Annotated in this window: 12 protein-coding genes; 4 read left to right on the plus strand and 8 right to left on the minus strand. The window is 42.6% G+C overall.

What is annotated here, in order from left to right; translation table 11 throughout:
* Positions 1 to 12: 12 nt before the first annotated feature.
* From BIW53_RS12430 to BIW53_RS12460, 7 genes are all read right to left on the minus strand, one after another.
* The gene (locus BIW53_RS12430) at positions 13 to 1626 is read right to left on the minus strand and encodes an EAL domain-containing protein (protein WP_070992345.1); all 1614 of its coding nucleotides are present in this window, start codon (positions 1624 to 1626) and stop codon (positions 13 to 15) included.
* Positions 1627 to 1757: 131 nt separating this feature from the next.
* Complete coding sequence (gene ihfA / locus BIW53_RS12435; RefSeq protein WP_010362644.1) at positions 1758 to 2057, minus strand: integration host factor subunit alpha; 300 nt, start codon at positions 2055 to 2057, stop codon at positions 1758 to 1760.
* 2 nt (positions 2058 to 2059) lie between these two features.
* The gene (gene pheT / locus BIW53_RS12440; protein WP_070992346.1) at positions 2060 to 4447 is read right to left on the minus strand and encodes a phenylalanine--tRNA ligase subunit beta; all 2388 of its coding nucleotides are present in this window, start codon (positions 4445 to 4447) and stop codon (positions 2060 to 2062) included.
* A gap of 16 nt (positions 4448 to 4463) precedes the next feature.
* Positions 4464 to 5444: a phenylalanine--tRNA ligase subunit alpha gene (gene pheS, locus BIW53_RS12445; protein WP_070992347.1), complete on the minus strand. Its 981-nt coding sequence runs from the start codon at positions 5442 to 5444 to the stop codon at positions 4464 to 4466.
* A 181-nt stretch (positions 5445 to 5625) separates the two neighbouring features.
* Positions 5626 to 6336, minus strand: coding sequence for a DnaA inactivator Hda (hda, locus tag BIW53_RS12450; RefSeq protein WP_084228152.1), 711 nt, complete (start codon positions 6334 to 6336; stop codon positions 5626 to 5628).
* A complete protein-coding gene (locus BIW53_RS12455; RefSeq protein WP_070992348.1) occupies positions 6333 to 7388 on the minus strand; it encodes a DUF2066 domain-containing protein in 1056 nt (351 codons plus the stop codon). The genes hda and BIW53_RS12455 overlap by 4 nt, the downstream gene beginning before the upstream one ends.
* A gap of 79 nt (positions 7389 to 7467) precedes the next feature.
* Positions 7468 to 8652: a GGDEF domain-containing protein gene (locus tag BIW53_RS12460; RefSeq protein ID WP_070992349.1), complete on the minus strand. Its 1185-nt coding sequence runs from the start codon at positions 8650 to 8652 to the stop codon at positions 7468 to 7470.
* Between the two features lie 179 nt (positions 8653 to 8831).
* Between BIW53_RS12460 and BIW53_RS12465 the strand changes: the two genes are divergently transcribed.
* The 4 genes from BIW53_RS12465 to gloA all read left to right on the plus strand — a co-directional run bounded on the left by BIW53_RS12465 (position 8832) and on the right by gloA (position 13487).
* Positions 8832 to 10334 (plus strand): ethylbenzene dehydrogenase-related protein, encoded by a 1503-nt coding sequence (locus BIW53_RS12465; RefSeq protein ID WP_070992350.1) that lies wholly within the window; start codon positions 8832 to 8834, stop codon positions 10332 to 10334.
* The gene (locus BIW53_RS12470; RefSeq protein ID WP_245699409.1) at positions 10331 to 10999 is read left to right on the plus strand and encodes an Lcl C-terminal domain-containing protein; all 669 of its coding nucleotides are present in this window, start codon (positions 10331 to 10333) and stop codon (positions 10997 to 10999) included. The genes BIW53_RS12465 and BIW53_RS12470 overlap by 4 nt, the downstream gene beginning before the upstream one ends.
* Positions 11000 to 11014: 15 nt before the next feature.
* A complete protein-coding gene (locus BIW53_RS12475; RefSeq protein ID WP_070992351.1) occupies positions 11015 to 12976 on the plus strand; it encodes a pre-peptidase C-terminal domain-containing protein in 1962 nt (653 codons plus the stop codon).
* A gap of 70 nt (positions 12977 to 13046) precedes the next feature.
* The gene (gene gloA / locus BIW53_RS12480; protein ID WP_070992352.1) at positions 13047 to 13487 is read left to right on the plus strand and encodes a lactoylglutathione lyase; all 441 of its coding nucleotides are present in this window, start codon (positions 13047 to 13049) and stop codon (positions 13485 to 13487) included.
* A 34-nt stretch (positions 13488 to 13521) separates the two neighbouring features.
* On the opposite strand, the gene BIW53_RS12485 is transcribed toward gloA, so the two are convergent.
* The gene (locus tag BIW53_RS12485) at positions 13522 to 14331 is read right to left on the minus strand and encodes a substrate-binding periplasmic protein (protein ID WP_139158841.1); all 810 of its coding nucleotides are present in this window, start codon (positions 14329 to 14331) and stop codon (positions 13522 to 13524) included.
* Positions 14332 to 14361 lie beyond the last annotated feature (30 nt).

Raw genomic sequence — 14361 nt, forward strand, 5'->3', positions numbered from 1 at the left:
AAACCATAGCGGTTAAGAGTATGAAGGGAGCGTAGATGGTTCCCTTTTTACCATTGCTATCAACGCTTCAATAGCCAATGCTTTGGCATACAACCACCCCTGATGTACTTCAACTCCCTGCTTGAGTAAATAATCAGCCTGATAAGCTGTTTCTACGCCCTCTGCAATCAACTTTTTATTTAGTTTGGTCGCCATTTCTATCACCGCGTTGAGTACGGGTGATTGCAAGTTATCTAGCCCGATTGAGGCCACAAAGCTTTGATCTATCTTCAATAAATCAATTGGGAAGCTTTGCAAGTACTGCAAGCCGCTATATCCAGTACCAAAGTCATCAACCGCAACCTCAATACCTTGCGCAACAAGTTGCTCTAAAGTGTGTTTAACCTGTACTTGAGATAATACATCTCGCTCAGTCAACTCGATAGTAAGACAGCGGATATGCTGTTTCGCTAGCTCAAGCGTGGCTAGATAAGCAGGACAACTCAATAGCTGCCCATTCACATTGAAAGAAACCTTGAGCTGTGGATTTAGCGCCAGCAGCGGGGCTAATTCCTTTACTGCATTATTTACTTGAACAATAGAAATTTCGACGATAGCGCCACTTCTTTCAGCCTCAGGAATGAAATAAGCGGGCCCCAGCTCCCCTTCACTTGGGTGCTGCCAACGAATAAGCACTTCGACTCCAACAATGTGTTGCGTTTTCGCATCTATAAGCGGCTGATAGACGTTGAATAATTGATGCTGTGCAATCGCATGTTTCAATTGAAATTTCAAGCTCAACTGCCGTTTTTCAATGAAGTAAAGTAGATAGCTTAGTCCCCCCCAAGCGATCATATACACAGCCAGAAGCGCAACAAAAGTTGTTGATTGAACAGTAAAGATTGGACTGCTGTTGCTTGAGGCAACCACCGAAAGCCTTGGAAGTGAGATTATTGGTTTAGCAAACAAATACTTGTTTTTCCCATCATCAAACTTGCCATGAGCCTGTAGAGGGCGCTGAACCGGAAATAATGACTGGTGCAGTGGTAAACTATAGTGACCCTGCAACAAAATAGGCACACCTGTTTCACTATCAACGAGTGCTATAAAATCAAGCTGTGAATATTGTTGTAAATCGAGTGTATGGCGCAGCCAATCACTCGGTAACAGCACATTGACCGCATAACCATCCTGTCTTGTTCTAGCAAGCACAAAGGCTGACATTTCCATATACTCGCTTATGATTGGGCCGTGGTAGCGTAGCTCATTGCTTCTTACAGGTTCAGTAGTTTGAATTGGCGGATTAAGAACACCGTATGTATTGCACAACAATTGACCCTTTTGATTAACGATACCAATCTCACTCATTGCAGGGTTTTTAAACACCTGTTGCCTAAGTCGGAATAGTGTTTCTTGGGGGCAAGTAACATCAAGCGATTCAGCCTGACGCAAAAATGAGTCAATCTCTTTAAGCTGAGTATTAAGCTCGAAGTGAACCTTCTGGGCAATACTTTGAATATGTAACTGCTCTGCATCACGATGCTGAATGTAAAGTAGAACAAGCAACATTCCAAACACAACACTGCAAATCAACCAAGCAAATGCAATATTTTTCAACTGCTTTGCAAACAAACGTGCCCTTGGCATGATTTAAACCTCAGCCTGCCATATATGAAAGGCGACAGTTTAGTGAAGATTTATGACTTTTTTATGACAAAACAAAAGGCCTCAAGCGTGAACTCAAGGCCTTAGGAATAGCTTTCAACTTTTAAAAAATATTAACTTTCTTTACTAGTACCAACTTCGACGCGAGTCTTCAGTTTTTGGCCCGGACGGAAAGTTACTACGCGACGCGCAGAGATTGGAATGTCTTCACCTGTTTTAGGGTTTCGACCCGGTCTCTCTTTTTTGTCACGGAGATCAAAGTTACCAAATCCAGAGAGCTTGACTTGCTCTCCTTTTTCAAGCGCTGAGCGGATTTCTTCAAAAAACGCTTCAACTAAGTCTTTGGCATCCTTTTTATTTATCCCCAATTTTTCAAATAGGTGTTCAGCTATGTCGGCTTTAGTAAGCGCCATATCTAGTCCCTCAACGATGCATTAAATTGTTTGGCCAGTTCGGCCACCACGTTGTCTACAACTTGATTGATGTCTTTCTCTTCGAGTGTTCTATCAACCGCTTGTAGTGTAAGAGCAATCGCCAAACTCTTAAAATCTGGCTCAATACCTTTGCCCTTATACACATCGAATAAGTTTAGGTCAACTAATTGATTTCCGCCAACTTTCTCAATGCTATCTAAAATATCGCCTATTTTTACATCATCTGCAACTAAAATAGCGATATCTCTTCGATTTGATGGAAATTTAGACACACTTACTGCTTCTGGCAACTTACGAGTACTCAATGCATCCACTTCAACTTCAAACACATAGGCCGTGCTATTCAAACCTAGAGACTTTTGTAATTGTGGATGAATAGCGCCAATAAAGCCAACTTTTACATCATCAAAATAAATTGCTGCAGACTGCCCTGGATGTAATCCATCACATTGCTCTGCTTTGAAGCTGAAACGCGCACCATCGTTAGTCAATGCAAGTAAGGCTTCAACGTCACCTTTGACATCGAAAAAGTCTGCTGGACGCGATGCGATTGACCAGTGCTCATTATGAGTGTTCCCATAAACAATTCCACCAACAACAGCAACTTGAGCAACCCCATTCTCTGCAGATTCATCTTTGAGGAACTTAAGACCATGCTCAAATAAACGAATACGCGACTGTTGACGGTTTTGGTTATACACTACTGCATTCACTAGTCCTGTCATCAAGCTCACGCGCATCGCTGACATTTCTACAGAAATCGGGTGTGGTAGTATTAAAGCGTCTGACTCTGGGTGCAGTAGCTTTTGTGCTTTGGGCTCAACGAAGCTATAAGTGATGGCTTCTTGATAACCACGTGCAACCAACTCGTTACGCATGCGCGATACTGGTAGGTTCGCTTCGCTGTGGTTAGTCATTTTCAACGCTGCTTTTGGCGCTACATTTGGGATATTGTTATAACCAAATACACGAGCGACTTCTTCAATCAAGTCTTCTTCGATACTGATATCAAAGCGATAACTTGGCACCACTGCATGCCACGTATTGTTTGCAAAAGTTATTGTCAACCCTAAACGCGTTAGAATGTCAGAAACCTTTTCATCAGCGATATGGTAGCCAATGACTCTGTCTAAGCGCTCACGACGCAATGTAACTGACTTTTCTTTAGGTAGGTCAGCTTCTGATACAGCCTCAACCACAGGACCTGCTTGACCACCAACAATCTCAAGTAGCAAGGCTGTTGCACGCTCCATCGCGTCGCGCTGTAGCTTGTAATCAACACCACGCTCGTAACGGTGTGATGCATCTGTGTGCAAACCATAGCTACGTGCTTGACCTGCAATGGCCAGCGGAGCAAAGAAGGCACTTTCTAGAAGGATATCTTTTGTACCTTCTGTTACACCTGATGCTTCACCACCAAAGATACCTGCCATTGCAAGTGCTTTTTTATCATCTGCAATCAACAATGTTGTCGGATTTAACTTCGCTGTATTTCCATCAAGTAGCACCAATTCCTCACCTTCATTGGCGTTACGTACTTTAATGCCTCCCTCAATGGCGTTTAAGTCAAACGCATGCATTGGGTGACCAAGTTCAAGCAACACATAGTTAGTAACGTCTACAACTGGGTCAATTGAACGTACGCCTGAGCGACGTAATTTTTCAACCATCCAAAGTGGAGTCGTTGCATCTAGGTTAATACCCTTAATAATACGACCTAAATAACGTGGGCATGATTGGCTGTTTACAAGCTCAATAGAGATTGTGTCATCAATTGTAGGCTGAACAGCCTCGATTGCGGGCTCAGTAACATCTAATGAGTTTAATACGCCTACCTCACGTGCTAAGCCTTTAATACCTAAACAATCACTGCGGTTGGCTGTAAGATCAACATCAATAGTTACATCATCTAACGAGAAATATTCACGGATGCACTGGCCGATTGGCGCATCACTTGGTAGCTCTAAAATACCGTCTGAGCTTTCAGCCATACCAAGTTCTTCAAACGCGCAAAGCATGCCGTGTGAAGGTTGACCGCGAAGCTTGGCCTTTTTAATTTTGAAGTCGCCAGGTAATACTGCACCCACTTTCGCTACCGCAACTTTAAGCCCCGAGCGACAATTTGCAGCGCCACAAACAATATCCAGTAATTCATCTTCGCCAACGTTAACTTTGGTAACACGTAGCTTGTCTGCATCTGGGTGTTGGCCACATTCAACCACTTCGCCAATCACCACGCCAGAGAAGTCACCTGCTACGCCCTCTAGTCCGTCAACTTCTAAACCTGCCATAGAAAGCTGTTCAGATAGAGTCTCAGTATCAATGGCTGGATTAACCCACTCGCGTAACCACTTTTCACTAAATTTCATATTATTAACTTCACTCTTATCTGAATTGGTTTAGGAATTTTAAATCGTTTTCAAAAAATGCGCGTAAATCGTTTACGCCGTAACGCAACATGGTTAAACGCTCAACGCCCATACCAAAAGCAAAACCGGTATACTTTTCAGGGTCAATACCTACAGAGCGCAATACATTTGGATGTACCATGCCACAACCTAGTACTTCCAACCACTTACCATTTTTACCTTTTACGTCAACTTCAGCCGAAGGTTCAGTGAATGGGAAATATGAAGGACGGAAGCGAATTTCCATGTCTTCTTCAAAGAAGTTACGCAAGAAATCGTGCAAAATACCTTTAAGTTCAGTAAAGCTCACGTCAGTGTCAACCATCAAGCCTTCTACTTGGTGGAACATAGGCGTGTGAGTCTGATCGTAGTCATTTCGGTATACGCGACCTGGAGAAATTATACGCAATGGCGGCTGCTCAGCTTCCATCGTTCGGATCTGCACACCACTGGTTTGAGTACGTAATACCAATTTAGGGTTAAAGTAAAAAGTATCATGCTCAGCACGTGCTGGATGGTGTTCAGGAATATTTAGCGCATCAAAGTTGTGGAAGTCATCCTCAACTTCTGGACCAGACTTAACAGCAAACCCCAATTCACCAAAGAATGACTCAATGCGCTCTATCGTGCGCGTCACTGGGTGCAAACCACCAACAGGCATATTGCGACCCGGTAAAGTCACATCTATTGTCTCTGCCGCCAATTTTTTCTCAAGTGCCTGTTGAGTCAATTGCTCACGCTTTTCATTTATTGCATCTTGCACCTGAGTTTTAGCCTGGTTGATAACGGCGCCGGCTTCTTTTCGCTCTTCTGGTGCGAGTGTGCCCAGAGTTTTTAGTAATCCTGTGATCTCACCTTTTTTACCAAGGTAATTAACTCGGACATCCTCAAGGTGCGCAATTTCGCGAGCTACCGATACGGCTTCTAACGCTTGCGCTAAAATATTCTCTAAGTTCATTCTATACCTGATCTTTATGGAGGTAATTTGCTGTTGTATTAATCGCGTATGATAACTGAAAGCAAGGACTAGATTCTAGCCCTAACTAGGGTTCAGTTTACTATTGTGGGTGAATATTTGTAAAAACTCGCACCTTTTAGGTAAATCCAAGAGAAATTCACCTACTTTGCGTGCAAATTCATCATAATCGCAGCGTGGTTTTAATAAATGGAATGGTTAGCTTTCTTTGTGCTGCCATAGACGCATGATCAAGTTTATCTAGCACATCTAACAGCGCTCGCATGTCACGACTCAATCTTGTGAGCAAAAAGCGGGCACATTCATCGCTCAACTCTAAGCCGCGCATATTTGCTCTTTTAACCAGTGCCTCGGCCTTATCATCATCGCTCATAGAACGAATTTGAAATGTGGTTCCCCATGCCAAGCGGGATTCAAGATCTGGAAGATTAATATTTAGCATGTTGGGTAAAAGATCTGCCGTCACAACCAAACACTTGTTAGGCTCATTAAATCGATTAAAAAAATTAAACAGTGCTTTTTCCCAATGTTCGATACCTGCAACCAAGTGCACATCATCGATACATACGACATCCAACGATTCCAAACCATCTAAGACCGCTGGACCAAAATCAATCACTTCTCTTAAACTCAGTAGAATAGTCGATAATCCCATTTCCTGAGCATGGATACAAGTAGCGTAGAGTAAGTGTGATTTACCTGAATCTGCTAATCCGCATAAATAAGTATATTGAAAATCTTTGACTAAATTGCTCAATGACGCCTTTAAATGATTTACCTCTAACGACTGAGCACCACCAAAGTAAGATTCAAATGTTTCATCATCTGGGAGCGTAACTGGCAACGCCATTTGCATGGGTTCATTATTCATCACTGGCCAGCCCAGCTGTAACGTAAATTCGAGGCATTGGCGATTTGATAAAACGCATGTGGGTCAACATAAATACTAAATGCTTGCTCTAGATTTAATGATTTTACGAGATCTTCTAATGTGGAGCTATGTTTGACTTCAAACCTAACCAGATCCCCAGAGCGGTAAATCACATCAACATCCACCACGGTGCTTAAACTTGCTAATTGTCTTTTAGCCAGCTCAATTGAGGTAAATGTTTTTAAATTATCCACTACTAAAGAAGTACTTTGGGTCGCCAAGGATACATTTGGGTCGATGGCATAACTTCTGGCTAATTCCGACGAAAAGTCATTTACCATTCTAATTAAGATCTGCTGCTTGTCGCCCACTAGTTTGTTCATTTCAAACATGTCCGCATCTGTGTAGCGCCACTCTAATTGCCAACTACTGCTGTTGCGCTGCTGGAACATACGCGCCGTGATAGCTCGTTCCGCATTATATCTTTGCGATGCCAACTCTACTGGTTCAGAGAAATTACCCCAAACTTCTGCAACACTTACTTTGGCCAGGTCATCAAGATCTAACAAAGGGACTATGACAGGAACGCCCCACTCTGATGCCGTATCATAAATTAAGCGCTCAAGCTGCGGATAACTATCTTGTGTTACAAATTCTCGGCGAAAGTTATCTTCTATGGCAAGCCAAATAGCTATCAGTGGTCGACGGTTTCCCCATAGCGGTAACTGAGCGTCCCTAACTAATTCTTCGACTCTTGTTGGCTCAAACTTTACTCGGATTTTAACCGTTCCGTCTTCCCCATCTAAATACTCATACTTGAGCATATAATCGGAAATCGAACGCATAGCTTGCTTGATAAGCCTAGAGTCTCCACCCTCATGGCGGCCAGTGAGTTTTTTTATCACGTTATATAGCGCTTTTTTGCTGGCTTCAACTCGCGTATCACGACTTTTATCAGTGACATAAAGCTCACTTTGATATAAATCAGTCACTTCTACTGCGTTACCATGAAATGACCACAACCAACAAAAAATAAACAGTATTCTCAATGCCATAACTTAAGCTACAGGAAATCTTTGTGGTTCGATCCTAAAGCAAAGACAGACTAAAGCAAAGTCTTAAAACCGTTTGGTTCTACTTTGATACCGAAAAAGAGATTTGTTTTTTACCATTATTCTTAGCTTGATAAAGTGCATCATCTGCTTGGTGTAAAATTGCTTCAGCGCTGAACGCCTGTGCATAATTACCCGTCACTCCAATGCTACAACCACACTGAACATGATTATTTTCAGTGATCTCAACCGGCATACAAACGCTCTGAAGAAGTCGTTCACAAACTTGCTGCAAGACTCCAAAATGAAGAGGTTCTGTCATCAACACCACAAACTCATCACCACCTAAACGAGTAACCAGATCGTAATCTCTCACTTCCTTTAGTAGTCTTTTTGCTACTGTTTGTAGGACGATATCACCAGCTTTGTGACCATAATTGTCATTGATTGGTTTAAAGTCATCTAGATCTATGTACAGTACATAGATTTCCAAATTGCAACGCTGAGATTTAGCGGCTAACCGAGATAGCTCTTTAAACAAGTACTTTCTGTTTGCCAAACCAGTTAGGTTGTCATGTAACGACTCATATTCCAATTGCTGCTGTAACTGCTCACGCTTAGTCACTTCCAAACGAACTTCTTCAAGACTTTTTTGTAGCTCTTGCGTGCGCGCCTGCACTCTTTCCTCTAATTCTCTTTGATAGATTTGCAGTGCTTCATTTGCTTCAAGTAAATCGCGTTGGTTATTAAATGCATCTAAAGCGGAAGAGATAACATGACTAATAGTAAAAAGCACATCAACAATAACACCAGAGTATTCCTGCTCATTACGATAAGATTGAATGATAAACGCCCCCAGATAAGAGCTACGATTAAGTAAAGGAAAACATAACCACTGTCTAGGCATGGTGCCTAACACCTGTATTTCTCCAGAATCTATAAGTTGTTGTATGTCTTGCTGAGTGAAATTACAAATTTTACGCTGGCTGATGGCATAACCTGTTAGCGTTTGCTCTACAACATTTAGATCAATATCTTCTAAATCTTCGGCTCTGATGTCATCCATCACGTCATGAAAATAAGGAAATTGTAGCGTTCCTTCGCCACCGAACAAGACAACATAGAAATTATCTGCGTAGGTGACTTTTTGAAGTATACAATGAATATCCAACAAGAAGCGCTGTATCGAATCACTCGTATTCAAACAAGCAACGATATCTGTCATGCTGTCAATAACGCTGTCATTCGCTATTTTTGACACAGGCATCGCCCTCTCTAGTGCTGATAAAACGCTTACAACTGATTATGTTGAGTATAGGATAGGATCTCGCATTAGCTAAAAACTCTCGAAAAATACTTTGATAATTAATAGATTGTCATCATCCCTTCACAGCAAGTAAATAAACTGTAATATTAATTTACAATTATTTTACTCAGTGATATTTCGTGCGACGTCCAATTTTTATTCTTTTACATACCGCTGCTATATTCGCAATTACGCTAAGCTTGCTTTCTGGCTTTCGTATTGCAACCTTGACTAAACCCTACATATTAACGGTTGCACCGCTATTACCCAGCGGACAAGTTCATAATCTACACTTACTATCTGCAAGCCTGCTTGTAATGCTAAGTGTGTATTATTTATATTTTACAGTGAACAGTGGTCGTATTACCTCACAAAACCGCTACCACAACGTAGTCACATTTTTTGGCTACCTAGTCATAACCATATGCCTAGTAAGTGGCTTATCAAATTACCTCGACCTAACGCCCACACAATTTTTGTCATTACATTATTACAGTGCGTTAGCAACTGTCGTCTATTTATTGCTGCACAGTTGGGTGTATATACTTCAGTATGGTCGCAGAGCCTTTAAAAAAATCCTGCTGATGAACACCAAAAGTGTACCTTATGGCTTACTTGGCACACTAGGCTTATGCACAGCGATACTATTTTTTCTGCTGAATACGCTAACACATACCTTAAATGTCGCACCTATTTCAAATCAGGTATTGATGGAAATAGACGGTCTAGCCAATGAACCCCAGTGGCAACAAGCACATACGTTCATAATTGACACCACTAACGGTGCTAACTTTGATGACGGCCATACTCAAGTACATATAAAAGCACTGAGTAATCATAAAGAAACCTTTTTTTTGTTCCGCTGGGCAGATCCAACCAAAAGCTTACAGCACTTACCTCTTATAAAAACATCACAAGGCTGGAAGGTAAAAGAAAACGGCTTTTACCAATTTGATGAGCAAAGCCACTATGAAGATAAGTTTGCAGTAATGCTGTCAAGCAGTTGTGACATAGGTGCTGATGGCACCAGTTACTTGGGTAAAAAACCATTTTCTAACAAACCAGCTAATTGGCATGGCAAAGGCTATCACGCCAGCTTAGATGGCAAAATACGCGACCTATGGCATTGGAAAGCAGTGCGAACAAACAATATGGTACTGGCCGATGACAATTATATTGGCCCATTGGCACAGCCGCTAAGTGGTCAACGTCGCTATAAAGCTGGCTATCAAACAGATGGAAAAGAAAGCGGTGCATATGTAATGAATTGGCTATGGTATTCTCCCAATCAGGTTACTCCAAAAAGATTACCCACCCCAAGCGAGCATAATCATAGCTCGGTATTGCCCTGGTTTGGCTCGCAGCCCTACCAATCATCTAAGGATACCTATCCCATTGGCACGCAATTAAGCTCGGTATTATATCGCTCCAACCGATTCGAAGGTGACCGCGCTGATGTACGGGCCAAAGGCCATTGGCAAAATGGGTATTGGACTTTGGAGCTGGTGAGAAAAAATCAGACTGAGTCAAAGTATGATGTGACGCTAAATAACAATACTTGCATCTGGGTTTCGGCCTTCGATAGTAGCCAAATCGCTCATACTCGCCACCAGCGTGCAATTAAACTTAGGTATTCACTGTGATCAAAAGGCTTTTTGTTTCATTGCTCATCATTGCGCTAACCTGCGCTTACGTTATGTTTAGCGACACACTCATTGAACCCTCCGTACATCCTAGATATACAAAAGTAACAGCGCAAGGCCAAGCGCTATCACCATGGCAGGGTCCTTGGGCCTGTGTATTGGACCGACAACATAACCTTTTGTGGGAGGTAAAAACCGATGATGAATCCATTCATGACGGCTACTGGACGTACTCTTGGTATGACCAAGGCTTAGGTACTGAAAATTACGGTGATTGTTATTTTGAAGCGGCACGTTGTGACACCCAGGATCTTATCCATCACACCAATAAGCAAACACTATGCGGCCAAAATAACTGGCGACTGCCGACTGAGCATGAATTAGCCAGCTTGATTCAACCGCCTGCTCGACCCGGCCAACCCTACATTGCCTATGATTACTTTGCTCATATCAAAAAAGGGGATTACTGGACAAGTAAAGCAAAGGTCAAATTACAACAAAAATTTGCGCACCTTAAACAAGGTGCCAAAGCGGTGAACTTCCATAGTGGCGAAGTTGTTTCTTTACCCTATAGAAACGCCGCCTTTGTTATCTTAGTGAGTGATGTCACTAAGACTTACTCCCACACGCAGCTAAGCAGTCGCGACACTTCAACTACACAATAATATAGGATCAAGGAAATGAGCACACGTATCGTGAGCCTTGCTATCGGTTTAACCCTTACCGCCAGCGCTCAAGCGGGTAGTCAATACCATAGGCTTATCTGGGATCACAGCCCAAAGTCACAAGCGACAATTGGATTCACTCCATCTGGGGGCAGTAATCACCACGTTAAATATGGTACATCAACCGATGAACAAAACTGGACCGTGCAGCCTGTGAGTGCATCTCGCACGTTCGATGGTTCACTAGAAAGCCAGTTTGTTACATTGAAAAACCTCAGTGCAAATACCAATATTTACTATCGAGTATGTGACACTCAAGGCTGCTCAGAAGCATTTTGGTTTAAAACTGCGCCGGCAGACAACCAAGCTTTTACGGCCATAGCTGGCGGAGATACCCGAACAGGCTGGACAACACGTCGCCAAGGTAACCAGCTCATCGCAAAAATCCGCCCACTGTTCATTATGCACGGCGGCGACTATACCAATGCAAACTCCGTATCAGAGATGAAAGAGTATTTACAAGACTGGCAGTTAACCTTCTCCGATGACATTATCGATGGCATCAACTATCGACGTATCTACCCTTTTGTAGCAACACATGGTAATCATGAAGATGACAACTATAGAACCCTATGTCAGGTGTTCGGTGTTGACTATAACCAAGATGGTGAATGTACCAGCTCAGACACCTATGGTGCTTTCAATGTTGGCACCTTGCTTCGGGTTTACACACTAAATAGTCAATACAAAAATAGTGGTTGGTCTAGCTATGCCTCTGCTATGAATGATTGGCTAGCACAAGATCTTAGTAGCCAAGGTAGCACAGCTAAGTGGCGTAGCACGCAATACCACAAACCTATGTACCCTCACTACTCTGGTAAATCAGACAACACCATTTTGCACACTTGGTGGGCAGATGCATTTTATAACCATGCCATGAACCTTGTGGTTGAATCAGATACCCATATCAATAAACTCACTCAAGCATTACAGCCCACCAACAATGGCTTTAATGCGACTACATCAGGTGGCACTGTCTATGTAGGTGAAGGTAGTTGGGGTGCGCCTGCTCGCTCCGCCAATGACCCAAAGTCTTGGACCATTGATTTGGCAAGTATTCAACAATTCAAAGTGCTATCTGTCAGCTCTGAAAGTTTACTGGTACGCACCGCGCAATTTGATGCATCTGCCGACACGCTGACACGTGCACAGCGCGCCGCCGACCCCCTTGCCTTACCTACCAATGTTAATTGGTGGCACGCAAATGAAATTGGAGAGGTGCTCACCCTCAAACAAGCAACTAACAAGTTAAGCGTTATTGACAATGGTACAGGCCCTGTTGAACCGCCCAAAGCCATAGCACTACAAAATGGTGAAGCATTAACTGGGTTAAGTGCAGCAAAAGACAATGAAACACACTATGTACTGGATGTGCCAGACAATGTTACAAGTTTGTCATTTAACACCTCTGGTGGCTCCGGAGATGCTGACATGTATGTTAAATTTGCCCAACTGGCAACGCAGCAAGATTATGACTGTCGTCCATATGAAAATGGCAACACAGAAAACTGCACAATCAGTAGCATTCAATCTGGTAAATACTATGTAATGTTGCACGCCTATCAAGCCTATTCTGACCTGAGTCTGGTAGCAAACTTCAGCGTTGGCACTACACCAGGTTCGCAGCAGCAGTGGCCAGATCAAAGTGCTAGCAAAGAAGAGTGGTTGTACTACACCTTTGAAGTGCCAGCAGGCACCAGCAGCCTAAAAGTACAAACAACCGGTGGTTCAGGCGATGCTGACCTCTATGTAAGGTTTGCTCAACAGCCCACTACTTCAAGTTATGAGTGTCGTCCTTATGAAAATGATAATGAAGAACTTTGTAGCATTACTAACCCTCAACCTGGTGTATGGCATTTAGGTTTAAGAGCATACCGAAGCTTTTCGGGCGTGTTACTAAGCGCACAAACCCAGTAGTTAACTTTGCCCCTTGTTATTTAAGCAAATGACCATAAGTCTATAGCTTATTTGAAACAAGGGGCAATACATGGATTTTTTACATACTATGGTGCGGGTTAAAGACCTAGACGCATCACTGAATTTTTACTGTGATCTGTTGGGCTTGATAGAAGTCAAGCGATATGACAGTGAGCAAGGAAGGTTCTCTTTGATTTTTTTGGCGGCTCCAGGTCAGCTAGAAGAAGCTAAAACCTCTCTTAAACCAACCATCGAACTGACCTATAACTGGGATCCTGAAGAATACACTGGTGGCAGAAACTTTGGTCATCTAGCATTTGCAGTTGATGATATTTACGAAATTTGCCAAAAACTTCAGCAAGCAGGCGTCACTATCAATCGCCCTCCACGTTGCGGGCACATGGCCTTTGTCAAATCTCCTGACGGTATTTCGATTGAATTACTGCAAAAAGGCAAAGCCTTAGAACCACAAGAACCTTGGGCTTCGATGGAGAACACAGGTACCTGGTGATCAAGATACAATGCTAAGCGACTCAAAGGCTCGCTTAGCTTTTTACTTGCGACTTTGAACTTGTAACATGATAGTGCTTCAGCATCTGCTTGAGCGCTTGCTTAAATTCGCTCTTTTGAAACACTTTATTGATCAGAGCAATTATGTGGCTCATCTCTTTTGGTGCCAGCAGCGCTCGGCCGTATGATTCATGGGGCTGCTCAGAGAGGTGTATCGCGCTTTCCCAATGTTTGTTCTTAGCCAGTAAATAATTCATCGTAGCTTTACTAATAACAGCAATTTCAAGACGTTGCTTTACTATCATTTCCAATAGCTGTAATTCAGATCCAGTTTCAAGTTGACTTGCTTTACCTATTTTTACTACTGGGGCAACCTGAAAGTAGTGATAGCCTCGTACACCACCAACGGTTTTTCCGTACAAAGACGCCTGACCTGTATACTCAAAGGGCGCGTTAATGTTCGATACAAACTCATCTCTGTCGGTCATAAATGGTTCAGACCAAGCAAACTTACTCTGCTGAGTGTCTCTAAACCAAACAGGATTTACGCCGACAATTAATCCATCTAACGTGCTTTGTTCTATGTCACGGTTAAGGCGCTTGCGAGGCATATACTCCATTTTAAAAACATGCTCTGTCTGATATTGATTCAGAAGCAACACCAAATCAAAATATAAACCTTGCTCATACTCCACATCGACAACATAGGGGGCTTTGAGGTGATATGTATAAATTGTAACGGTTTTTTTAGCCTGCACCACGCCGCTTGAGGTCATCAAACAGCTCACAAAGACCAGACCTAGCAATCTTTTTAATAGAGAAAATGTGTTGATACGGTTACTCAATTATTTTCGTTTACACTCTTATAGTGTTAA

The organism is Pseudoalteromonas byunsanensis, from assembly GCF_001854475.1.
Classification (GTDB): Bacteria; Pseudomonadota; Gammaproteobacteria; order Enterobacterales; family Alteromonadaceae; genus Pseudoalteromonas; species Pseudoalteromonas byunsanensis.